This window comes from Parabacteroides bouchesdurhonensis, assembly GCF_900186615.1.
Lineage (GTDB): Bacteria > Bacteroidota > Bacteroidia > Bacteroidales > Tannerellaceae > Parabacteroides > Parabacteroides bouchesdurhonensis.
Genome location: NZ_LT896588.1, coordinates 196425 through 220997, shown reverse-complemented (window position 1 = coordinate 220997; position 24573 = coordinate 196425). Strand labels below are relative to the sequence as shown.

Below are 24573 nucleotides of genomic sequence, written 5' to 3'. Positions count from 1 at the left end.
GATTTCGGTAAAGCTTTTACCCTTATAACGGTAAGAGCATTACCGTGTACACGGTAAAGGCGTTACCGAAAACGGAGACGTCTTTTACCGCCTTATAGCTTGTATGTAGAGCGGGCGGTAGGTCAGTGTTACCTGGTTGTCGCCCGTTGAAAACTGTTTGTTATAACGGTCGATGAAATCGGCCTGCATGCCCCGTGTCCATTGTCCGGTGCCGGTGGCGGTTACTCCGGTGTATTTAAGGTGACGAAGCACTTCGAGCGGATTGCCAAAGAGGAGGCGGATCGTTTCTTCGCGGCATACCTCTATCCGGTAACTGTGTGCCAGCCATTCTTTCCATTGCCCGGCAGAAGGGTAGGTGAGGCCTCTTCCGGTTATCTCTTTTACTTCCTGCAAGTTGCCGGGCAGGAAGGTGGTGAATAGCAACGTGCCGCCCGGAGGTTGCATCGTGGCCAGCTTCCGGGCGAAACCCTGCGGATGGCGAAACCACTGAAAGGCGGAGGTGGAGGCTATCAAGTCGTAACCTGTGCCCAGCTCTGCGCTTTCGGCATCGCCGGTTACGAGGTGGGCGGAGTGAGGGCAGTGCAGAGCGGCGGCGGAGAGCGATTCCGGGCACAGGTCGTTCAGCGTCCAGTCCGCTTCGGGCAGCATCTGTTGCAGCAGGCGGGTGAAGCCTCCGCTGCCACAGCCTATTTCCAAGCAGCGGGCGAAAGGCCGCGGGGTGCGTTGCAGCATCGCGGCGGCTTCTGCCGTAATCTGCTGTTGTGCTATGGCATGATTGTCGTAACTGGGCAGGGCGCGGGCAAAGCGTTGCCGGATGCGTGGCGGTTCTATCAACCGGTTATCTCTTTCCATCGTTTCCATAGGTAAAACGGATAATGCGGAGCGTCTGTTTCGCCGGCGGGGCAGCGGCCTTGCCAGTAGCTTCGCTGGTTATTGACGGGGAATATCTTATCGCGGGTGGAGATGATGGCTTTCGTCCAGTGCATCTCCGGGCTGCGGCTTTGGGTGATGCCGGCGTAGAGGCTTTGCAGTTCCTCTTGCAATTTGTTGACAGGACGTGCGGGGAACTGCCGGTACATCTCCAACAGTTCGCGACTGCCGCACATCCGCCGGTTGAAGCGCGACATGCCATCATCGGTTACATTCCGGAGCGTACCGAGGAAGATGTCGGACGGAATGCCGAAGGTGTCGTCCACCGGAAGCTCCGTGCCGTTCACGGCTGTGGCGGAGTGCAGAGGGATGCCGGCTACCGCCTGTGCCGCTACCCATACGCCGAGCGACCAGGCCACGAGGTCTATCTGCTTGTAGCCGCCCGGGTCTTCGCCGAACGACAGGTCGCGGTAGTCGTAGCAGACCCATACGTCCTGGTCGTCTTCCGCTTCCAGGTGGGCGAAGGCTTCGGGCGCAGCCGACCAGCCGGCAAAGCAGAGCAGCAGCTTCGGGTTTCTATTGTTTACGATCTTCTTAATCTTCATCTTGTTTACTTGTTTAATAGGGATGACAGGTTGTTTATCGCCTCCGCGTCCACTGCCGCCGTTAGCGAGAAGCGGATGCGTGATGTGCCTTGGGGCACGGTGGGCGGACGTACGGGCAGGCAGTAGAAGCCTTTGCGCTGTAGTTCTTCGGCCTTGGCGATGCAGGCATCGTTCTCTCCAATGATGTAGGGCACGATGTGGCTGTCGCTGATTTCTCCGCCATGCCCTTGCAGCTGTTCGCGCAGCAGGCGACTTGTTGTGCGCAGTTGTTCGCGCTCCTTGTCGAAGGAGGGTAGCAGGTCGAACAGGTATTTCGTCCAGGCTATCTGCGCAGGCGGCAGGGCGGTGCTGAATATCAGCGGGCGCATGGTGTTTATCAGGTATTGGCGTATTGTATCGCTGCATAGCAGATAGGCGCCCATTGAGGCAAAGGCTTTGCCGAAAGTTCCTACCAGCAGGTCTATCTCTTTGATGCAGCCTTGTTCTTCGGCAATGCCCAGTCCGTTGTTGCCGCGTACTCCGATGGCATGGGCTTCGTCTACATAAAGCATTACGTTGGGGTATTGCTTTTTGAGGGAGACAAGACGACGGAGGTCGCCCACGTCGCCATCCATGCTAAAGATGCTTTCGGTGGCGATGATTACCTGCTCGTAGTCCGCCGCCTCTTTGCCCAATAGCTGTTCCAGTTGCCCGTAGTCGTTGTGGCGGAAGCGCCGGAAGGGAGCGTTGCTCAGCAGTATGCCGTCTATGATGCTGGCGTGAACCAGTTTGTCGGCCAGTATCAGCGTGCGCTTGTCCGCCAGAGCGGGAAGAATGCCTGTGTTGGCGTGGTAACCGCTGTTGAACAGGAGGCAGGCTTCACGTCCGAAGCGGTCTGCCATATCCTGCTCTAGTTCGGTGTAGATACTGTAGTTGCCCGTCAGCAGACGTGAGGAGGTGGACGATAGCGGCAGTCCCGATTCCCTTAACCGGTCGAGGAAGTTGTTGCGGAGGTCGAGGCGGGCGGCTAATCCAAGGTAGTCGTTTGATGAAAGGTTGAGCATTGTTTGCCCGCCTTTCTCAATGTAGATGCTTTGGTGTGCTACTTCTGGCAAGTGGCGGAGGCCGCCGCTTGCCTTCAAGTCGTTTAATAGTTTATTGTAATCTTTCATTGTAATTTATATTGTTTGTCGTAATCTACTATTTGTTTTGCAATTGCATGCAATTGCTGATTAATGTCACTTTTCCCTTGATGGAAAAGTAACCAAAAGATCAAGGCTGCACCGTCCGGGCTACTCCGGCAAGAGACTTCGCTTGAGCGGCGGAACTCGCTACGCTCAGACAGCCGCCGCTCTTATCGCTGCATCTTTTACCTCCGTTTAACGCCCGCCCGCTGAGGCCGCTATCGAGGGAGCGTTGCTCCCTTTTAGGATGGCCGATACTGACAGCTTTTCCTCCGGAAAGGCCAGTTGCAAGTTGGCTTTAACACACCCCCTTCCCCCTCTCTAGAGGGGAAAAGATACTCTTGCTGCTAATCCCCCAAAAAGATACTTCGGACACTAAACCCCTGAAAAGGTACTCCCATTGCTAAATCCGGAAAAGAGATTCCGTTGATAATCCTCGAAAGGGTGACCGATGGTAACTAATCTCCTCTCTTGAGAGGGGGTAGGGGGTGTGTTAAAGTCCTCCTGCAGCTTGCCTTGTTGTATGAGCCCAGCCCGCAAAGCCAGCCGGCCTCTTCTCCCTGTCCTGGCGGACTTGATCCGCCATCTCATCCTAAGCAGCATTCCTGTAATTAGTATGAGGTTGCGGGTCAAGCCCGCAATGACACCTCTTGAAACCCATCCTCGCGTTGCCAAGCCAATCCCGCCAAGACAGAGGAAAAGTCAGCATAAAGGAGGCGGTATCGGCCATCCCCATAGAAAGCGGAGCTTTCTCCAGGACGGCCTCTGCCGGTGAGCGTCAAGCGTAGTGCCTGCAGAGAGCGTCCGAAGCGTCCGCTGTTTGAGCGCAGCGAGTTCGGACGGTTCAGCGAACGAAAGGCCCGGAGCAGCGAGCAGGCAGCAGCCTTGACTTTTTGGCTACTTTTGGGTCAAGCCAAAAGTAGTAGAACGATCTTGACCTTTTGGCTACTTTTCTGTCAAGAGAAAAGTAGTAGAACTTTGATCACTCCAGTGGTGAGCCTCCTCAATTCATCGGGATGAATGATGAAAGGCGGCATGATATACACCAACCGTCCGAAGGGACGAATCCAGACGCCCTCTTCCACAAAACGCTTTTGGAGGACAGCCATGTTAACCGGCTCTTTCATCTCTATTACACCAATAGCCCCCAATACCCGGACCTCGAGCACTCCGGGCAACCGGGCGGCAGGGGCAAGTTCTTCACGCAACAGCGTCTCTATTGCTTTAACCCGTTCTTGCCAGCCGCTCTGCAACAACAGGTCTACAGACGCGGAGGCAATAGCGCAGGCCAGCGGATTAGCCATAAAGGTAGGGCCATGCATAAAGCATTCTGCTTCGCCCGAACAAATCGTGTCGGCTATGGGTTGCGTTGTTGCGGTAGCGGAGAGGGTGAGGTAACCTCCGGTCAGCGCTTTGCCAATGCACATAATATCCGGTTCCACACCGGCATGTTCCCAGGCGAAGAGTTTACCGGTACGGCCAAATCCGGTGGCTATCTCGTCGAAGATCAGTAATACATTATATATATTACACAATTCCCGGGCACGCACCAGAAAGGTGGGCGAGTAGAAGTACATGCCTCCTGCACCTTGCACGACAGGTTCGAGGATGAGGGCAGCCATTTCGCCGGCGTGCTTCTCCAACAGGTCTTTCAGTGGATACATAGCTTCTTCGTCCCACTCTTCGCCGAAACGGACGGAGGGCTGCGGAAGGAAGTATTGCGCAGGCAGGCTACCGGCAAAGAGACCGTGCATGCCGGTAACGGGGTCGCATACCGACATGGCGTGCCACGTGTCGCCATGGTAACCGCTACGGATAGTGGCGAATTTGTGCTTTGCTGTCTTCCCCTGCGATTGCCAGTATTGGATAGCCATCTTCATGGCTACTTCTACGGCTACCGATCCGCTGTCGGCAAAGAACAGCTTATCCATCGAAGGCGGCAGCAGCGGCAGTAGTTTGGAGGCCAGCTCAACAGCCGGTTCGTGGGTAAAGCCGCCGAACATGATGTGGCTCATCTTCTGTAGCTGTGCTTCGGCAGCGGCATTTAATACGGGGTGGTTGTAACCATGTACGGCTGCCCACCAGGATGACATGCCGTCTATCAGCTGCCTGCCGTCGACAAGCGTGATAGTGACGCCTTCCGCTTTTGCAACGGGATAGACGGGGATTGGATCTATTGTAGAGGTATAGGGATGCCAAACATGGTCGCGGTCGTAACGGAGTAGTTCTTCTGTTGTCATTGTGCCCAGTCTGTATTATCTGTTAATGAATAGCCTTCGGAAGTGAAGAGTACTTTGTCTTCTTCCACCTTGCTCCCGATGGTAGTAAGTAAATCGCCTATGATGGCAGAGTTGATGCCGATACGAAGCGCTTTTCGCTGAGTGGCTTCACTTAATAGCGCCCGTCCTCCGGAGAAACGGAGGTAGGCGTTCGGATTGATGAAGCGGAAAAGGGCAATGGTGGTAAGAAACTCTTCTTCGCTCAACCCGGACGTTTCCCCTAATGGCGTGCCGGGTATTGGTTGGAGCATATTAAGCGGGATAGAAAGGATGCCTTCCTTTTGCAGGAAGAGAGCCATTTCGATGCGTTGTTCTATTGTCTCGCCCATACCGATGATGCCACCGGAGCAGATACGGAATCCTATTTCACGTGCGGTGCGTATCGTTTCCATCTTTTGGTCTGTTGTATGCGTGGTACATAGCCGGTGGAAATAGGAGGGGGCTGTCTCTATGTTACAATGGTAGTTCTCTACGCCACTGTCGTATAACTTTTGCAATTGTTCACGGGTGAGAAGTCCCATTGACGCGCAGCACTTGATATCGCTTTGCCGCTTGATACGGCGTATGGTATCGGTGATCTTTTCCATCTCTTTGTCGCTGACCCGTTTGCCGCTGGTAACGAGGGCAAAGCGTTTGATTCCCTGCCGGCGGTTGTAAACGGCATGGCGGATACATTCTTCGGCCGGAAGCAAGGGGTAAAGGGTTACTTGGGTTTTGTAGTGTCCGGACTGGGCGCACCATTTACAGTCTTCGCTGCAATTCCCGCTCTTGGCATTGATAATGGAACAAGTGTCGAACTTGTTACCCATAAAGTGACGGGTGATTTGATGGGCGGCTTCGTATAACGCCTCTTTGTCGGCTGCGGCAAGGAAAAGCGCTTCCGGCTCGTTTACTAAGTGACCGTCCAGTACTTGTTGCTTTAATGATTCGATTGTCATATGTTTGTTCGTTTATAAGCATAAAAAAGCGGAAGGAAACCGGTGTTATGCCGGCTACCTTCCGCTTCTTCGGAATTATGAATGTTTTCTTTATTATTGCATGAATCTGACGCTGTATAGGCAGACTGTATTTCTATTGACAGCAAGCTGTTTATAGTAGCCAATGAAAGTCCCGGAATTTCGTCTGTGACTGATTCGTTTAGGCTACCAATGCTTACTTCTTCTTCCCTGCAACTGTTTTCGGAAAGGTTAGCACCCGAATGCAAAGAGGTTTGCTTCGTTTGGAACCGTTCCGATACATTAGCCGATAACTGTCCTATCGTAACTGCCCGCTGTATGCTGACGAATGCCGCATATCTTTTCCTGCTCCACCTTTTGAAGCGGAGAGACGTTGGTTGTTGATAGTGGACAGTCGACAGATTCATGCTGGTCTTTATTTAGCTACTTTCTCCAGTTTCTTCATGATAGAGAACATGAACAATGCGGACAGTAAGCACAGAACGATCAATACGCTCCATACCATCCACAATTGCATGCCACCCCACAAATAACCGATAATGGCTACCATATAGTTTCCTATGGCTGTTGCAACGAACCATCCGCCCATCATAGCTCCTTTGTATTTAGGTGGCGCTACTTTAGATACGAATGAAATACCCATCGGAGATAGCAGTAATTCAGCAAATGTAAGAACCAGATAAGTTGAGATCAACCAGTTAGGAGAAACCAATACCTGTAATTTGCTGTCGGCGGCTAAAGCGTCCGGCGTAGGCAAGCCCATAGAACCGATTGCCAGAATTAAGAAACCGCAAGCGGCAATCAACATACCTGTACCGATCTTACGCGGAGCGGAAGGTTCTTTCTTTTTATTGGCCAGATAGCCGAAGATCGCCAACGATACCGGCGTTAAGGCAACAACGAAGAACGGATTGAATTGTTGGAATTGTTGAGGCAGGATTGTCATTGTTTCGGGCATAGACATATAATTGATGCCTAAAGCTACTAATGCAACTACCGTTACGATGATAGAGATAAGTTTCTTTTTTGACTGGAAAATGGAGAATGCACCATAAATAGCTACAACCAGGAAGGTAAGGTTTAATACATCGAATCCCAGACGATCCAAACCGGTAGCCTGATTAGCTGTATAGTCGCGTGCGAAGAATGTCATTGTTAAACCGTTCTGATGGAAAGCCATCCAGAAGAACAATACTACGGCAAATACTAACAACAGAGCAATTATGCGTTGTTTTGTTTCAGCAGGCGATAATTCTTCCTGATGTGTATCGGAGGTTGCGGCTGCCTGAGCTTGCTTTGTGTTTACGTCTGCACGTTTGAACGTAGAGCGGAAGGCCATATAAATAGCCATAGAGATAATCAATGAGATGCAGGCAACGCCGAATCCGTAGTTATATGCTTCGGATAATCTTTCGATATATGCGTTACAGAAAGAAGCCATATCTCCTGTGTAGTGTTGTGCTGCCTGAAGTCCGGCAAGTACATCTTTGTTCTCCGCCGAAATTGTATTATTCAGGAATTGATGTGCCAAAGACGGAATCTGTGACTCATAGAAGAAGTTATATTTGGCAAGCATCCAGTCTGTCATCTTGGTTGCTGCTGTCGGGGCATACATTGCTCCGATATTGATCGCCATATAGAAAAGACTGAAAGCCTGATCGCGTTTGCTTTTGTATTCGGGGGCATCGTAAAGATTTCCTACCATTACTTGCAGGTTTCCTTTAAAGAGGCCTGTTCCGCAGGCAATCAGTGCTAATGAACCAAACATCATTACTTTTCCTGCTTCGGCACTGGTTGGGATAGCAAGCAGCAAATAACCGAAAAACATAACGATAATACCGCTGGTAACCATCTTTCCGTAACCGAATTTATCGGCTAGCATACCTCCGATCAGCGGGGTAAAGTAGACGAATGCCAGGAAGCTGGCGAAGATAGTTGACGTCTCAGCTGCCGTATAGCCAAATTTAGCTTGCAAAAACAGTGTAAAGATCGCAAGCATGGTGTAGTAGCCGAAGCGTTCGCCGGTATTAGCTAATGCCAGGGCAAATAATCCTTTAGGTTGTCCTTGTAACATGTGTTTTAGATACTATTAGGTTTATAAATTATTGAATGATCTGTTTAATGGCACCGGTTTCCGGATAGAAGAATACCTTAACAGGAGCTTTTTTGTCTTCAAACATCACAGGCGCCAAGCCTTCGCGGCTTCCGAACTGTGCGATTTGCGCTTCTCCTTTATATAATGATTTATTGTTCATAAGAATTTCGATACTTGCTTTACCCGGTATATTATAAACGATACCTTTTAATGCTTTTTCTTTCTTTTCCGCTTCCTTAGGGTCCAGTGCAGGAGCACGTTCGATAGCCTTTAAGTTCATATATACAGGTACACCTCCCAGATCGTCGGCATCTACAATACCTAATTGATTGGAAAAACGGAAGAGAACCTCTTTCTCTAAGTCATCATTGGGGATAATGTTTACTTCGTAATGTTCTGTTTCTTTAGTCAGTATGCCTGTGAACAGGTTGGTTAGCGCTTTTTCTTGTGCTTCCAATTGCTGAATAACCAGCTTCATGGCTTCTCCATCCGGTGGAAGATTGTCTGCTTCGCCCGTTAGGATATTCATACGGCTTTCGCGGATGCGATAGATTTGTTTGGCGGCCACTTCGGCTTGTTTTGCTGTAGATCCGGCCATTAGAAGTTCTTCCGAGAAGACAGAAGCGTCTTCTACTTTGTCGGAGACTGGTTTCTTTTTCTTTATTACCTCTAGTTCCGATTCTTCCGGCGTGTATTCCGCATTGATGGAACAAAGTAAGCCTTCTTCCGTCAGATAAGCGTATGGAGCTACGGTTCCCGGTTTGAATTCTACAACGTAAGTGTTATCAGCATCAGGCAGTCCTTTGTTAATTAGACTGATTTTACCCAATTCGTAATACACTTTATCTTCTGTGACAGCGTCTTTTACTCCCAGATATTTTTCAGCATATTTGTAATAATGGCCTGATTTACAGGTTACTTTGGTTACTTCTGCATCTATAACTAAAGAGGTCTTAGGAAGCGAATAAGTAATACCGAAATTATTAGCCTTGACAGCATTTTTCTTTACTACTTTTGTCTGTGCCATAATCGGAGCGGTCAGTAGTAAACTTGCTATAATGATAAGATTCTTCATGTTCTACACCAAATTAAGTGGATGAATGATTGCACAAAACTAGGAAATATTTTCGGTGTGAACAAGTGCAAAAGAGGTTCTTGCTTATTATAATGACGCTTTTTACAAAACATCTCGATCATTTTATAAAAACATCCCGATGATTTGTACAAATCACCGGGATGATGTTGGATAAAAACTAAAATGAATATTTGATTTCTTTAGCCTTGTTCTATTCGAGTGGCAGATTATGTTGTTTTAGAAAAGAAAGTTTGTCCCAATATCCTCTTTGGTATAATATTTTGCCATTCACTACATGGAAAAAACCGCATCCCCGTAGTCCTAACGGATCTCTCCATTCCAAAATAGCCCATTGTCCATCCTCAAATATATTTTCAACAATAGTGACCATTTCGGCTACAGCGAACTCTTTTGTAAACATTTCTTCGATTGCCTTAATACCTGTAACCGGCGAGTTTGCAACCTGATGATTTATAGCGTCGTCATGGTATAGTGCGATTAATGATTGCACATCGGCATTATTGAAGGCATCTACCCATCTACTAACGACCTCTTTTGGACGTAACATAAATTATTTATTATGTGTTATTTTAATTGTTTAAAAGCCTTACCCAACATCTCGGTAATATCTCCGGCTATCATGCTTTCTTCAGAACGATAAGCTGCAGCCAGGTCACCGGCAGTGCCGTGTAAGAATACTCCGGCAACAGCAGCTGTTTCAGGTTCATATCCTTGTGCTAACAAACCAAGGATAACGCCTGTTAACACGTCTCCACTTCCGGCTGTTGCCATACCCGGATTACCACAGTTGTTGAAGTATATGTTTCCTTCCGGTGTACAAGTTGCCGTATAAGCTCCTTTTAATATGATACATAGTTTGTGTTCCGCTGCATAGGCTTTTGCTTTTTGCAAACGTTCATATGTACAACTGCTTTCTCCCGCTAGCCTGTCAAATTCTTTAGGATGCGGAGTAAGGATGCTACGGGCTGGGATTCGTTCCAATAATGTGTTGTTGGATGCAAGCAGGTTTATGGCATCTGCGTCTAAGACCATCGGCTTTTCAGTCGCTTGTAATAGACGTTCTAAAGCTGCTCCCGATTCCATGTGCTGACCTAATCCCGGACCTATTCCAATAGCTGAATATGTACTGGTTTCCGGTACGGTAGAGAAGTGGTCTGCATTGGGGTCAAAGCTTAACATTGCTTCCGGAAATGCTGTTTGGAAAATATTTTCTCCACGTTGAGGAATATGTGCTGTCAGTAATCCGGCTCCGCTACGTAAACAAGCTTTGGCGGACAGTAATGCCGCTCCCATTTTGCCTTTGCTTCCGGCTATAAGAAGAGCGTGTCCGTAATTCCCTTTGTGGGCAAAACGTTCTCGTGGCGTAAATACTTGTGCAATGTCGTCTTCTGTTATCTGCATGAATGGAGCGGGCGTTTCTTCTATAATTTCCGGATGAAGGCCAATATCCAGAACTTTCCATTCTCCAACGTATTGAGCGTTTTCCGGAAAGAAGAAGGCTAATTTAGGAAAACCGAACGTGAACGTGAAATCTGCTTTAATGATTGCATCCGGATTGTTTTTACGATTATCTTCGCCAAATAATCCGGAAGGTATATCTATGGATACTATTGTTGCATCAGACTGGTTGATGTAGTTTACCATCATGGCGAAACCTCCTGTAAGCGGACGGTTCAGGCCGGAACCGAATAAACCATCAATTACAATGTCCCGTTCGTTTAGAGTAGGAGGGTCAAAATCTGCTACCACTTCGGTGAATTCAATATGCTCCATGTTTCGCAGACGTTGTCTGTTAATCTCACAATCAGGAGATAATACTCCGGTAGGATTGAATAGAAAGGTCTCTACTTTGTACGATTCATCTGTTAGCAGGCGGGCGATGGCTAGGGCATCAGCTCCATTGTTGCCTTGGCCTGCAAATATAATAATACGTGTTTGTTTGGAATACCGACGGCAAAATACATGAAGAAATACCGTTGCGGCACGTTCTACCAAATCAATAGAACTGACAGGTTCATTTAAAATGGTATACTGATCGAGCTCCTTTACTTTGTCGGTTGTAAAAATTTTAATCATAATTATTATGTAATCTCAGGTAATTATTATGCTTACAAAAGTATAATAAACTTTCCTATGTTGCTACTCTTTTTTGTGCATCCCCGAAAAAGTTATAACTTTGTTCCCTCGTAAATTCAAATTGATAATATGAAGAAGATTCGTCTAAAAGACAAAGAATTTGAATTATTTATCCCTGAGAATGATATAAGGGATGCTATTCGTCGGATGGCAAATCAAATAGAGGCTGATGTAAAAGGCACAGATCCTCTGTTTGTCGGTATATTGAATGGTGCATTCATGTTTGTATCGGAGCTTATGAGTTTTCTAGATGGTCCGTATGAACTTACTTTTGCCCGTTATTCTTCCTATCGCGGAACTTCTACCACTGGAATGGTAAATGAAATTATGCCGATACGTGTGGATATTAAGGATCGTCCGTTAATTCTTCTGGAAGATATTATCGACACAGGCTATACTATGCAGTTCGTTATGAATAAACTACGTGAACAAGGTGCTTCCAGTGTGAAACTGGCTACGATGCTTTTTAAGCCGGCCGCGTTGAAGTGCGACTTGAAGCCTGATTATGTAGGTCTGCAGATTCCTAATGATTTTATAGTGGGGCACGGTTTGGATTATGATGAAGCCGGCCGTGCTTTTCGTGATATATATAAGGTGATATATTAAAAGTATTAGAAATTATATATTTAAAGGAACAAGATTATGTTGAACATTGTTATTTTTGGTGCTCCCGGTTCTGGGAAGGGAACACAGAGCGAAATGATTATTAAGGAATATGGTTTGGATCATATTTCAACCGGTGATGTGTTGCGTTCGGAAATGAAGAATGAAACAGAATTGGGTAAGATTGCCAAGGGTTATATCGAAAAAGGACAATTAGTTCCTGATGAATTGATCGTTGACATGCTTGCGAAAGTACTAGATAGCAAGAAGGCCTCAAAAGGTGTTATTTTTGACGGTTTCCCTCGTACTATTCCACAAGCGAAAGCATTAAAAGAGATGTTGAACAAACGAGGAACGGATGTGTCTATTCTGTTGAACTTGCAGGTTGATGAAGAGGAATTAATTAAACGTCTTTTGGAACGTGGTAAAGTCTCAGGTCGTTCAGACGATAATTTGGAGACTATCAAGTCAAGATTGGATGTTTATCATAAACAAACAGCTCCTTTAGCTGATTATTATATAGGTGAAGGAAAGCATGTTGCCATCCAAGGCATGGGTACAATCGAAGAAATCTTCGGACGCATTAAAGATGCGGTTAATAATTTGTAAATTAATAGATGTGCCAATATCCAATAATGATACATTAATTGACGTATTGGCACATTAAATAATTATATTCTATGGCTGAATCGAACTTTGTAGATTATGTAAAGATCTATTGCCGCTCAGGAAAAGGCGGGAGGGGATCTTCTCATTTTCGTCGTGAAAAATATATTCCTAAAGGAGGTCCCGACGGAGGTGATGGAGGGAGAGGTGGCCATGTGTATCTCCGTGGTAACCGGAATTATTGGACTCTCCTCCACCTGAAATATGAACGTCATATTATGGCAACGAATGGCGAAAGCGGCGGTGCTAAACGTAGTTATGGTAAAGATGGGGAAGACCGTACAATCGAAGTCCCATGTGGAACGGTTGTGTATGATGCTGAAACCGGAGAGTTTATCTGTGATGTAACAGAAGACGGACAAGAAGTGATGCTTTTGAAGGGTGGACGCGGCGGACAAGGTAACTGTCATTTTAAGACTGCGACTAATCAAGCTCCCCGGTATGCACAACCCGGAGAACCAGCCCAGGAACGTATGGTTATACTTCAATTGAAGTTATTGGCTGATGTCGGATTAGTCGGTTTCCCGAATGCAGGTAAATCCACCTTATTATCTGTTGTATCTGCAGCTAAGCCAAAGATTGCCAATTATCCGTTTACAACATTGGAGCCGAATTTGGGAATTGTTAGTTATCGTGATAACCGTTCGTTTGTGATGGCTGATATTCCCGGAATTATAGAAGGAGCCAGTGAGGGGAAAGGGCTCGGACTTCGTTTCCTTCGTCATATTGAACGTAATTCTTTGCTTTTGTTCATGATTCCTGCTGATAGCGATGATATAAAGAAGGAATACGATATTCTTCATAATGAACTGGTTCAATATAATCCAGAGTTATTGGATAAGCGTCGTGTATTAGCTATTACAAAAAGTGATATGTTGGATGACGAATTGATGGAAGCTCTTTCTGCAGAACTGCCCGAAGGTGTTCCGTCTGTCTTTATCTCTTCTGTCACGGGTATGGGTATTACTGAACTGAAAGATATTCTGTGGAAAGAACTGAATAAAGAGAATTTCCATGAAGTGGAACGTATTGTACATAAAAATATAGATGTGAGTACAATACCTTTGGATGACGATGATGACGATTTTGTTATCCCGGAAGATGACGATGATCCGGATGAAGAATATGAGGAATATGATTGGGACGAAAATGAGGATACTGAAAAGTGATAAATTGAAAGTGTTGCAGTTTTCCGGATTAAGCGGATTCTGCAACACTTCTCATTTTATAACAACTCGTCATGGAGGAGTAAGCAAAGGTAATTATGCTTCTATGAATCCGGGTGAATATTCCGGGGACGATATTGATTCCGTTCGAGAGAATCGAAAAATCCTTTCGAAAGGAATTGGAATTTCTTCCGAATGTATATATGCTCCCTATCAGGTACACGGATGTGAAATAGCAGAGTTGGACCATTCTTTTTTATCACTGTCTGATGAGGGCCGGAAAGCTTATATATATGGTACGGATGCTTTAATTACGAATGTAGCTGGACTTTGTGTTGCTGTATCTACGGCCGACTGTGTTCCTGTACTTCTTTACGCGGCGGATAAGAAAGTGGTGGCAGCTGTACATGCAGGTTGGCGTGGAACAGTTCAGCAAATTGTGGCGAAGACACTTTCTGTTATGGTGGATAAGTATGGTTGTGATCCTTCATACTTGTTTGCCGGTATTGCTCCTTCAATATCGGGAGACGCTTTTGAAGTTGGAGATGAAGTGGTCGACGCTTTTCGGGTGTCTGGAGCGGATATGGAACACATTTCATTCCGAAATCCTGAAACAGGAAAAGCGCATATTGATTTATGGGAAGAGAATCGTCTACAATTGGTAAAATCCGGTGTGCCGGTATCACAAATTGAAATCTCCGGTATTTGTACATATATGTATTGCGATGAGTTCTTCTCGGCTCGTCGCCTAGGTATTAAAAGCGGACGGATACTGTCCGGTATAATGATAAAAGACAAATGGTATAATGAAAATAGTATATGATTCACGTTTCAATTTCAAAGGAAGTCTCTTCTGTCTGTCCTGATTTACAGGTGTTGGTCATTGCATGTCATGTGAAAAATACAGAGTCTGATCCTTCGTTATGGGAAGAAATAAATAGCATGGAAGAACTTATAGTTTCTACCTGTAAATTGGAAGATATTAATAAGTGGCAACCTGTTAAAGCTACCCGTCAAGCATATAAACGATTAGGGAAAGATCCGAATCGTTACCGTCCTTCTTCAGAAGCCTTGCGTAGACGTATTTTACGCGGCTTAGGCTTGTATAAAGTAGACACATTGGTTGATTTAATTAATCTGGTGTCTATTAAGAGTGGCTATTCTATCGGCGGTTTTGATGCAGATAAAATTCAGGGTAATCTGACTTTGGGAGTAGGATACGAAGGTGAATTATATCATGGAATAGGACGTGGAGAATTGAATATAGCAGGGCTTCCTGTTTACCGTGATGAAATAGGTGGTATCGGAACTCCTACCAGTGATGAAGAACGTACTAAGATAGGAATAGATACAAGATGTCTGTTAATGATTATAAATGGATATTCGGGAAAAGAGGGTTTGCTGGAGGCCGGTTCTTATGCTGTTGATTTATTAAAGAGATATGTTTCAGCTGAAAACATAGATGTAGAGCTTGTTTCTTCATTTGATAGAACAAAAATAGTGTTATAGGCATGTTAATTATGTTTATAAAGCATAAAATTGGCTATTTCTATGCTAAAAAACATCTTTTTCTTTTTGTTTTAATCGATTAATCTATACATTTGCCCCCGATAACAAAAAAGAAATCAAAAGAAATGATTGAATTGATTGGTACAAACGCCGGCCTAGTATGGAATGTCTTGAACGAGGAAGGCAAAATGAGTGTTAAGGCAGTAAAGAAAGCAACAAAGATCAAAGCTGAGAAGGATATCTACGCAGCTTTTGGTTGGTTAGCTAAAGAAGGCAAATTAGCCTTTGATGAAATTGAAGGTGAAGTTTTTGTTTCGTTAGTATAATAGCGAGATAAATTAAAGATCTAAGAGGGGCTGTTCGATTTTAATTGGACGGCCTTTTGTGTGTTTGTACGTTTTCTGTTAAAATAATTGTATTGACTGTTGTTTAATTCAATTCTATAGTTTACTTTTGTCTAGAATTTGGTGTGAAATGACCGAAGATCATAAAAGATTGTTAGCTGTATTTGAAGTTAGAGTTCGTGATTTGATAGCATTGTGTGAGAAACAGAAGCATAAAATTGACGAACTTACAACAGCATTGGATACAAAAGATGTTGACCTGCAGCAAGCAAAAAAGAAGATTGACGAACTAAATGCCAAATGTGATAACATGCTTACGGCACGTGTAGTTTCCATAAATGAAGAAGAAGCGAAAGGCGCACGTTTGCGGTTATCGAGATTAGTGCGGGAAGTAGACAAATGCATTGCACTATTAAATGAATAGACGCGATGAATGACCCATTAGGTATACATTTAAATATAGCAGGTAAGAGTTATCCGCTTACCATAGAACGTAGAGATGAAGAAATATATCGGAAGGCCGAACTTAGGGTTCGTGAAGTGGTAGCTCTTTATCAATCGCGCTTTGGAAGGGATATGAAAGATTTGTTAGCCATGGCAGCTGTACATCTGGCTCTCCAGAATTTACAGTTGAAAGATAAAAATGATACAAGTCCTTTTACGGAAAAGATACAGCAACTTACAGATGAACTGGAAGAGTATCTGAAGGAAGAATAAATTGTATATCATATTGTAAAGAATTGTTTTCCGCACTGCTTTACACGGTAATGCCGTGTATTTGTAGTGCTTTTTTTATATATATAAATATGAATCAAAATTTATTAGTTAAATGGGAGAGTATATAATCATATCAATAGTAACCTTCCTGGTAGGAGGATTGCTAACGTGGTTAAGTATGCGTTTCCTTTTGAAGTCGAGGTATGATTCTATACTTCATGAGGCTGAAAAGGAGGCCGAGGTAATCAAGAAGAATAAATTGTTGGAAGTAAAGGAAAAGTTCTTGCACTTAAAGGCCGATCTGGAAAAGCAGGTTTCTCAACGGAACGCTAAAATCCAATCGATAGAAACCAAGTTGAAACAAAAAGAACTGACAATAAACCAACGTCAGGAAGAACTTCAACGTAAGAACTCCGAAGTAGAGGTAGTAAAGGAAAACCTGGCTTCCCAACTGGAAATTGTAGAGAAGAAAAAACAAGACTTGGAGAAACTTCACCAGAAAGAAGTCGAGCATCTGGAAGCTCTTTCCGGATTATCTGCCGATGAAGCTAAAGAACGCTTGATTGAGTCTTTAAAAGATGAAGCAAAATCGGAGGCTACTTCCTATATCAATGAAATCGTGGAAGAAGCCAAGATGACAGCGAATAAGGAAGCCAAGAAGATCGTTATTCAATCCATCCAACGAGTAGCAACAGAAACGGCAATAGAAAACTCCATTACTGTATTCCATATCGAATCTGATGAAATTAAAGGACGTATTATTGGTCGTGAAGGTCGTAATATTCGTGCGTTGGAAGCTGCTACCGGTATTGAAATTATAGTTGATGATACGCCGGAAGCCATTGTCCTTTCAGGATTTGATCCGGTTCGTCGTGAGATTGCCCGTTTGGCTTTGCATCAGTTGGTACAAGACGGACGTATCCATCCGGCTCGTATAGAAGAAGTCGTAACGAAGGTGAAAAAACAAGTGGAAGACGAAGTTGTTGAAACCGGTAAACGTACCGTAATTGATTTAGGTGTACATGGTTTGCATCCCGAATTGATCCGTATGATCGGTAAAATGAAATATCGTTCTTCTTATGGTCAGAACTTGTTGCAGCATGCTCGTGAAACAGCTAACTTATGCGCAGTGATGGCTTCTGAGTTAGGGTTGAATCCTAAGAAAGCGAAACGTGCAGGTTTGTTACACGATATAGGCAAAGTGCCCGATGATGAACCGGAATTGCCACACGCAATATTGGGTATGAAGTTATGCGAAAAGTATAAGGAAAAGCCAGATATCTGCAATGCCGTTGGTGCTCACCACGATGAAGTGGAAATGCAAACACTTTTGGCTCCGATTGTTCAGGTTTGTGATGCTATTTCAGGAGCCCGTCCGGGTGCTCGCCGTGAGATCGTGGAAGCGTATATCAAGCGTTTGAATGACTTGGAACAATTGGCTTTGTCATATCCGGGAGTTGTTAAGACCTATGCCATTCAGGCAGGTAGAGAGCTTCGTGTAATTGTAGGAGCAGATAAGATAGACGATAAGGATACAGAAAATCTGTCTACGGAAATAGCAAAGAAGATTCAAGATGAAATGACATATCCAGGACAAGTTAAGATTACAGTAATACGTGAAACACGTGCTGTAAGCTATGCAAAGTAAAAGACCCGGATTGTGTAAAGAAATCAGATTATAGAAGAGAAAAAGCCGGTTCGTATGAGCCGGCTTTTTTGTTATCTGCTTCCTAAGTCATCGTAAAGCGTTTGCAATAAAGCTTTCCCTTTATTTAGCCGGGTTTCGCTATTGCTGTCGGCGGACGATTCCATTAGTACTTTGTTGCTTTCATTATCATAAACAGAATATCCGGTGTTATCTATAAACCCAAAACCATTGGTAAATGTATAGAACGCGTAAGCCGGATAATCGGGATTGAATAAATCTTTGCTGAATGTAAATTCTTCGTGCGGTAAATCCAATTGACTAAGCAATGTTGCTGCAAAGTCTGTTTGATTGGCATATTTATCTATAACCATAGGCTCTTTTATTGCACCTCCTAACCAAAGCATTGGTATATGGAAACGACGAGGTTCAAAGTCTTTTAAGTCTTCCGGATAACGGAATCCATGGTCGGCAACCAATACAACCAGCGTGTTCTTCCAGGCAGGTAATTGTTTCATCTTGTCAATGAAACTGCCAAGGCAGCTATCCGTAAAAGCCACCGAGTTGAGATATGGATGATCCAAATGATGGAAAGGTACTTCAAAAGGCTCGTGACTGCTCAAGGTGAGGAACGTTGTCAACCAAGGCTTTTCGGTGTCCCTTCCTTTTATATTGTCATATAGCCAGCTGAATGTAATATCATCGTTTGTTCCCCATTTACTTAGTCGGCTGGATAACGGAAAATCGCGGTCTGCCGTGATTTTGTTATATCCTGAACTGAAAAAATAACTCTGCATATTGGTGAAGTTTATATCTCCTCCGTATAGCATATCTGCTGTGTAATTTTCTTTATTGAGGCTTTTGGCTATAGAAGGGAGCGTCTGGCTCTTTGCCGGATACTTCATGATAGATGTGGTAGGCTGTGCCAGATAGCCATTTAATACCGAAACTATTCCACGATCAGTGCGGAAAGAGTTGGCATACATATTAGTAAATAAGATACCCTCTTTGCTCAATCTGTCGATGTTGGTAGTGACGTCTTTCTCTCCGCCGACAGTTCCTACAACGTTCGCTGAGAAACTCTCCATCAGGATAATAAGAATATTCGGACGGTTTGTTGTCAGTAATTTAGTCTTTTCCGTACAAGTAGAATCGGAGGTTTGTACTACACCTTGCGAAGGATAGAGGGACTTCATTAATTCAGCCCTGCGGTCTTCGGGGAAAAAATCAAACTGCGTGGCAAAGTCTTGTTGTTTGGATAAAGACGCCAGCAAACTAAAGCATGGGTTGATAGCCGAATGATTCAGAAACTGATTCCGGCTGAAATATACCATTCCCACGTTTGCCGTGGAAGTAGTAACACCTCCCCGTATCGGGATAAAGAGAATACCGCCCATCAACAGGAATATGACAGTTCCGGTTATCCTTTTACGTACCATCGTCTCCGGAGTCCATGCAAGGATACATTTTCTGAAAAACCGGTATATAATATATGTATAGACAAGGAAGAAAATAAATTGCAGGATAAATAGCCCGACAGGTACGCTAGCCATCGCATCTTTAGGCGATTGGAGATAAAATAAAACAGTGGCGTCTAACCGGAATCCCCAGAAACCATATAAAGCAACGTCTATAGAGAAAATAGCGGCTATAAGAATTGCCATTATGAAGAAGTAACCGGATAGTAATTTCCGTAGCCATATTCCCGGAAGCCATATAGAGCCTAGTGTAAGAAGTAGCGGTATTGCTGTGAGGTATCCGGATATGGTACAGTCCAGTTTTAACCCGTGAAGTATTACCTGCAGGTAATCAGTTAGCAAGCAACTGCTTGCTAACTGATGATGATAAGCCATGAATAATGGCTTTTGTATCATAAATACCGGAAGCCATGCAATAAATATGGCTACGATAAATAATACTCTCTGTTTCATTTATATAGTTTTTCTCTCAGCTCGGCAATCGCAGGATCTGTAATATAATCATCATACTCCATCATTCTGTCGATAATACCGTTAGGAGTTAATTCAATGATACGGTTTGCCACAGTCTGTATAAATTCATGGTCATGGCTGGAGAATAAAACATTTCCCTTAAATGTCTGTAATGTATTATTGAATGCTTGGATAGATTCCAAATCCAAATGATTGGTAGGCGTATCCAGTATCAAACAGTTTGCATCTGTTAGCATCATACGCGAAATCATGCAACGCATTTTTTCACCTCCCGATAATACATTGACCTTTTTCAGCAGTTCTTCTCCTGAAAATAACATACGTCCGAGAAACCCTTTCAGGAACACCTCGTTTGTGTCCGGAGAGAACTGGCTTAACCATTCGATCAGATTATAATCCGTATTGAAGTACACAGCATTATCCAGAGGAAGATATGTTGTTGTAATGGTTTGTCCCCATTGATAAGTACCGGCGTCGGCTTTTTCTTCTCCGTTGATGATTTGGAACAAGGCGGTCATAGCACGCGGGTCATGACTGATAAAGACGATCTTGTCTTCTTTCTCTACATTGAAATTCAAGTCCTGGAATAATACTTTGCCATCTATCTTCTTTGTCAGTCCTTTTACTTCCAATATCTGATTGCCGGGTTCACGGTTCGGGGTGAAAAGAATACCCGGATAGCGGCGTGAAGACGGTTTGATTTCTTCGATATTCAGTTTTTCCAACATCTTCTTACGGCTTGTTGTCTGTTTAGACTTGGCTACATTGGCACTGAACCGGCGGATAAATTCTTCCAGTTCTTTCTTCTTTTCTTCCGCTTTCTTGTTTTGGTTTTGTTGCTGACGAAGTGCCAATTGACTTGATTCGTACCAGAAACTATAGTTGCCGGCAAACATCTGTAGCTTGCCGAAGTCTATATCTACAGTGTGTGTACATACGGAATCGAGGAAGTGACGGTCGTGGCTTACAACCAATACCGTATGTTCAAAGTTGGATAAATAGTTCTCCAACCAGGATACGGTTTCAAGGTCCAGGTCGTTGGTAGGCTCATCCAGCAGCAGGTTATCGGGCTGTCCGAATAGCGCGCGTGCCAGCAAAACACGAACTTTTTGCTTACCGCTTAAATCCTTCATCATATTATAATGGAATTCTTCGCTGATTCCTAAACCACTCAACAAGCTGGCCGCATCACTTTCGGCATTCCATCCTTCCATTTCGGCAAACTTTTCTTCCAGTTCCGATACGCGTATGCCGTCGGCATCACTGAAATCCGGTTTTTCATATAGAGCGTTCTTTTCACTCATTACTTCCCACAGCGTAGTGTGTCCCATCAGTACGGTGTCCATTACCGTATATTCATCAAAAGCAAAGTGGTCCTGGCTTAAAACGGACAAACGTTCGCCCGGTCCGAGTGAAACACTGCCGCGCGTAGGGTCTAGCTGTTTGCTGATAACGCGCAGGAAAGTAGACTTTCCGGCTCCATTTGCCCCGATTATACCGTAGCAGTTGCCCGGTGTAAATTTCATATTGACATCCTGAAACAAGATGCGTTTTCCAAACTGTACGTCCAGATTGTTTACTGTAATCATATCTTATATACCTATTAAATTGCGATAGAACTTGCAAAGATACGAAAAATATTGCTTAATCTTTTCTTTGCCAAAAGGAATGATTTAAATAAAGACATCCCGCAATTTATAGTTTAATACAGCATAATCTAACAAAAAGTTCCCGTCATTTTATTCTTTTGAGCCAGGACAAAATCAATTTTTAGCCTGGTCAAAATCAATTACGACCTAGGTCAAAATTAATTTCGAGCCAGGTCAAAAGAATAAAATGACGGGATCTCGTGCCTAAATAGTCCTGAGGAAAGAAATAACAGATAGGGAGGTTTGACTTAATTTACGGGTGCTTGGAATAGATACGCACATGTGTTGTTTTATCTGAGTTTTAGTCAATTAAAGGCTTTTATTGAAGGGGCTCGTTGTTAATTGTAGCGACAGGATGCTACTTTCTGTTGTTTTTGATAATATCCAATATCTTTTTCTTATAAATAGACTTATATATATCAGAATAAATGTCTACTTTTGTGCTCTAAAACATTAAAGTAAACGAAACAAAGATGGCTGCAACGAAACGAATTAAACGTGCTTTGGTCTCGGTGTATCATAAAGAGGGACTGGATGAAATATTAAAGAAACTCCATAATGAAGGCGTGAGCTTTGTATCAACAGGAGGAACACAGGCTTTTATTGAATCATTGGGTATTCCTTGTGATGCTGTTGAAGATTTAACAGGGTATCCTTCTATTTTGGGCGGACGTGTAAAGACGCTTCACCCGAAAGTGTTTGGTGGAATCCTTACTCGCAGAGATAATGACGGCGATAAGAATCAGATTGCCGAATATGAAATACCGGAAATAGATTTGGTTATTGTAGACCTTTATCCGTTTGAAGAAACGGTCGCTTCCGGTGCAGAAGAACAGGCTATTATTGAAAAGATAGATATAGGCGGTATCTCATTGATACGCGCTGCCGCAAAAAACTTCAAGGATGTGGTTATTGTCGCTTCTAAAGCTCAATACCAACCATTGATGAATTTACTGAATGAAAAAGGAGCGGAAACAACGATAGATGACCGTAAATGGTTCGCTAAAGAAGCATTTGCCGTTTCTTCCGGTTATGATTCTGCTATCTTTAATTACTTCGATGCCCGCGAAGGCTCTTACTTCCGTGCCGGAGTAGATTCGCCTATGCACTTGCGTTACGGCGAAAATCCTCACCAGGCTGCCAAGTTCTTTGGTAAATTTAATGACATGTTTGAACAATTGCACGGTAAGGAAATTTCATACAACAATTTGTTGGATATAGATGCTGCCGTCAATTTGATAGACGAGTTTGACGAATTGACATTTGCCATCTTAAAGCATAATAATGCTTGTGGTATTGCTTCCCGTGGAAATGTAGTAGAAGCCTGGAAGGATGCTTTGGCCGGTGACCCGGTTTCTGCATTTGGAGGAATCTTGATTACAAATACGACAATAAATAAAGAAGCTGCCGAAGAAATCAATAAGATATTCTTTGAAGTAATCATAGCTCCGGCTTATGATGCGGATGCTTTGGAAGTTTTGAAGCAAAAGAAAAACCGTATTATCCTGATACGTAAAGAATGCAAAACTTGTCCGGTGCAGTTCCGTTCATTGTTGAATGGCGTTTTGATGCAGGAAAAAGATTTAAGCATTCAAAAAGAATCCGATCTTGAAGCAATGACAGCAAAGAAACCTGCGACATCCGAAATAGAGGATTTGCTGTTTGCTAATAAGATTGTAAAGAATAGCAAGTCTAATGCTATTACGTTGGTTAAGAACAAGCAACTTTGTGCAAGCGGTATTGGCCAGACTTCACGTGTGGATTCTTTGAAACAAGCTATAGAGAAAGCTAAATCGTTTAACTTCGATTTAAGCGGGGCTGTTATGGCATCCGATGCTTTCTTTCCGTTCCCCGATTGTGTAGAGATCGCAGATCAGGCCGGTATTACAGCTGTAATACAGCCGGGTGGTTCTATTAACGATAAACTCTCTGTAGAATACTGCGATCAGCATGGTTTATCTATGGTGAAGACAGGGGTTCGTCACTTTAAACATTAATAATTATTCAATACGCCGGTATGCAGATGTGCCTGGGATGGCTCTTTTATTGGCAAATTGACGTATTGTAAATTGACACGTTATTAAAAATGGGATTATTCTCTTTTACACAAGAATTAGCAATAGACCTGGGTACTGCAAATACCATCATTACCTGTAATGACAAGATGGTTGTAGATGAACCTTCGGTTATCGCCCTCGACGCTCGTTCGGAGAAGGTACTGGCGGTAGGTAGACAGGCTCGTGAGATGTATGAAAAAACGAATCCGAATATTCGTACAACCCGTCCTCTCCGTGAAGGTGTTATTGCAGACTTTTATGCTGCCGAACAAATGTTGCGCGGACTGATAAAGATGGCTAGCGGACGTAAACGCTGGTTTACTCCATCGCTTCGTATGGTGATTGGTATTCCGTCCGGAAGTACGGAGGTTGAAATCCGTGCCGTACGTGACTCTGCCGAACATGCGGGTGGACGTGAAGTATATATGCTGTTCGAGCCTATGGCTGCTGCTATAGGTGTAGGTATGGATGTTTTGGCTCCCGAGGGCAATATGATTGTTGATATAGGCGGCGGTACTACTGAAATTGCCGTTATATCGCTGGGTGGTATTGTATCCAACAAGTCAATCAAAATGGCAGGAGACGACCTTACGAATGATATTGTTGAATATATGCGTCGCCAACATAATATCCGTATCAGTGAACGTATGGCTGAACGTATCAAAATAAATGTAGGTTCGGCTTTAAGCATTTTAGACGATGCGCCGGATGATTTTGAAGTTTGTGGCCCTAACCAGATGACGGCGCTCCCTATGAAGGTGCCTGTATCTTATCAGGAGATAGCCCACTGTCTGGATAAGTCGATCTCAAAGATTGAAGCAGCCGTGCTGAGCGCGCTGGAACAGACTCCTCCGGAATTGTATGCCGACATTGTGAAAAATGGCGTGTATCTGGCTGGCGGCGGTGCTTTGTTGCGTGGTATAGATAAACGTCTTCGTGATAAGATGGGGATTGAGTTCCATGTGGCTGATGATCCGTTGCATGCTGTAGCGAGAGGAACTGGTATTGCGTTAAAGAATATAGATAAGTTTAATTTCCTTATAAGGTAGTTTATATCGTATGCCG

23 protein-coding genes are annotated in these 24573 nt (G+C 44.1%); 11 read left to right on the top strand and 12 right to left on the bottom strand.

Annotated features, from left to right (window positions below; all coding sequences use genetic code 11):
* Positions 1–84: 84 nt before the first annotated feature.
* From bioC to C1721_RS00940, 10 genes are all read right to left on the bottom strand, one after another.
* Positions 85–861: a malonyl-ACP O-methyltransferase BioC gene (gene bioC / locus C1721_RS00990; protein WP_234347243.1), complete on the bottom strand. Its 777-nt coding sequence runs from the start codon at positions 859–861 to the stop codon at positions 85–87.
* On the bottom strand, positions 831–1475 hold the full coding sequence (locus tag C1721_RS00985) for a DUF452 family protein (RefSeq protein WP_102409174.1): 645 nt from the start codon (positions 1473–1475) through the stop codon (positions 831–833). Before C1721_RS00985 ends, bioC begins: the two co-directional genes overlap by 31 nt.
* A gap of 5 nt (positions 1476–1480) precedes the next feature.
* Positions 1481–2626 (bottom strand): 8-amino-7-oxononanoate synthase, encoded by a 1146-nt coding sequence (locus C1721_RS00980; RefSeq protein WP_102406336.1) that lies wholly within the window; start codon positions 2624–2626, stop codon positions 1481–1483.
* A 968-nt stretch (positions 2627–3594) separates the two neighbouring features.
* Complete coding sequence (bioA, locus tag C1721_RS00970; RefSeq protein WP_102406332.1) at positions 3595–4878, bottom strand: adenosylmethionine--8-amino-7-oxononanoate transaminase; 1284 nt, start codon at positions 4876–4878, stop codon at positions 3595–3597.
* Complete coding sequence (bioB, locus tag C1721_RS00965) at positions 4875–5855, bottom strand: biotin synthase BioB (protein WP_102406330.1); 981 nt, start codon at positions 5853–5855, stop codon at positions 4875–4877. The genes bioA and bioB overlap by 4 nt, the downstream gene beginning before the upstream one ends.
* Positions 5852–6280, bottom strand: coding sequence for a hypothetical protein (locus tag C1721_RS00960; RefSeq protein ID WP_102406328.1), 429 nt, complete (start codon positions 6278–6280; stop codon positions 5852–5854). Before C1721_RS00960 ends, bioB begins: the two co-directional genes overlap by 4 nt.
* 8 nt (positions 6281–6288) lie before the next feature.
* Positions 6289–7947 carry a peptide MFS transporter gene (locus C1721_RS00955; RefSeq protein ID WP_102406325.1) on the bottom strand — a complete coding sequence of 553 codons (1659 nt, stop codon included), beginning with the start codon at positions 7945–7947 and terminating at the stop codon, positions 6289–6291.
* 28 nt (positions 7948–7975) lie between these two features.
* On the bottom strand, positions 7976–9043 hold the full coding sequence (locus tag C1721_RS00950; RefSeq protein WP_102406323.1) for a DUF4831 family protein: 1068 nt from the start codon (positions 9041–9043) through the stop codon (positions 7976–7978).
* Positions 9044–9254: 211 nt separating this feature from the next.
* A complete protein-coding gene (locus C1721_RS00945) occupies positions 9255–9611 on the bottom strand; it encodes a nuclear transport factor 2 family protein (RefSeq protein WP_102406321.1) in 357 nt (118 codons plus the stop codon).
* A gap of 17 nt (positions 9612–9628) precedes the next feature.
* Positions 9629–11140, bottom strand: coding sequence for an NAD(P)H-hydrate dehydratase (locus tag C1721_RS00940; RefSeq protein ID WP_102406319.1), 1512 nt, complete (start codon positions 11138–11140; stop codon positions 9629–9631).
* Positions 11141–11269: 129 nt separating this feature from the next.
* Here C1721_RS00940 and C1721_RS00935 point away from each other — a divergent pair, with 129 nt between their 5' ends.
* The 9 genes from C1721_RS00935 (at position 11270) to rny (ending at position 17853) form a co-directional block, all read left to right on the top strand.
* Positions 11270–11806 carry a phosphoribosyltransferase gene (locus C1721_RS00935; protein ID WP_102406317.1) on the top strand — a complete coding sequence of 179 codons (537 nt, stop codon included), beginning with the start codon at positions 11270–11272 and terminating at the stop codon, positions 11804–11806.
* A 36-nt stretch (positions 11807–11842) separates the two neighbouring features.
* A complete protein-coding gene (locus tag C1721_RS00930; RefSeq protein ID WP_102406315.1) occupies positions 11843–12412 on the top strand; it encodes an adenylate kinase in 570 nt (189 codons plus the stop codon).
* 71 nt (positions 12413–12483) lie between these two features.
* Entirely contained in the window at positions 12484–13638 is a 1155-nt protein-coding gene (gene obgE / locus C1721_RS00925; RefSeq protein WP_102406313.1) for a GTPase ObgE, read from the top strand.
* The gene (gene pgeF, locus C1721_RS00920; protein ID WP_102406311.1) at positions 13586–14458 is read left to right on the top strand and encodes a peptidoglycan editing factor PgeF; all 873 of its coding nucleotides are present in this window, start codon (positions 13586–13588) and stop codon (positions 14456–14458) included. Before obgE ends, pgeF begins: the two co-directional genes overlap by 53 nt.
* A complete protein-coding gene (locus C1721_RS00915) occupies positions 14455–15144 on the top strand; it encodes a B3/B4 domain-containing protein (protein WP_102406309.1) in 690 nt (229 codons plus the stop codon). The genes pgeF and C1721_RS00915 overlap by 4 nt, the downstream gene beginning before the upstream one ends.
* A 125-nt stretch (positions 15145–15269) precedes the next feature.
* Complete coding sequence (locus C1721_RS00910; protein WP_102406306.1) at positions 15270–15470, top strand: winged helix-turn-helix domain-containing protein; 201 nt, start codon at positions 15270–15272, stop codon at positions 15468–15470.
* Positions 15471–15618: 148 nt separating this feature from the next.
* Positions 15619–15912 (top strand): hypothetical protein, encoded by a 294-nt coding sequence (locus C1721_RS00905; protein ID WP_102406304.1) that lies wholly within the window; start codon positions 15619–15621, stop codon positions 15910–15912.
* 5 nt (positions 15913–15917) lie between these two features.
* Positions 15918–16205, top strand: a complete 288-nt coding sequence (locus tag C1721_RS00900; RefSeq protein ID WP_102406302.1) for a cell division protein ZapA — start codon at positions 15918–15920, stop codon at positions 16203–16205.
* A gap of 112 nt (positions 16206–16317) precedes the next feature.
* Entirely contained in the window at positions 16318–17853 is a 1536-nt protein-coding gene (gene rny, locus C1721_RS00895) for a ribonuclease Y (RefSeq protein WP_102406300.1), read from the top strand.
* A gap of 71 nt (positions 17854–17924) precedes the next feature.
* Here rny and C1721_RS00890 read toward each other — a convergent pair whose 3' ends face one another.
* Together C1721_RS00890 and C1721_RS00885 are read right to left on the bottom strand one after the other, a co-directional pair.
* Positions 17925–19781, bottom strand: coding sequence for an LTA synthase family protein (locus C1721_RS00890; protein ID WP_102406297.1), 1857 nt, complete (start codon positions 19779–19781; stop codon positions 17925–17927).
* On the bottom strand, positions 19778–21391 hold the full coding sequence (locus C1721_RS00885) for an ABC-F family ATP-binding cassette domain-containing protein (protein ID WP_102406295.1): 1614 nt from the start codon (positions 21389–21391) through the stop codon (positions 19778–19780). The genes C1721_RS00890 and C1721_RS00885 overlap by 4 nt, the downstream gene beginning before the upstream one ends.
* 533 nt (positions 21392–21924) lie before the next feature.
* On the opposite strand from C1721_RS00885, the gene purH reads away from it, so the two are divergent.
* Complete coding sequence (purH, locus tag C1721_RS00880; protein WP_102406293.1) at positions 21925–23448, top strand: bifunctional phosphoribosylaminoimidazolecarboxamide formyltransferase/IMP cyclohydrolase; 1524 nt, start codon at positions 21925–21927, stop codon at positions 23446–23448.
* A gap of 89 nt (positions 23449–23537) precedes the next feature.
* Positions 23538–24557, top strand: coding sequence for a rod shape-determining protein (locus C1721_RS00875; RefSeq protein WP_102406291.1), 1020 nt, complete (start codon positions 23538–23540; stop codon positions 24555–24557).
* The last annotated feature ends 16 nt before the right edge of the window (positions 24558–24573 follow it).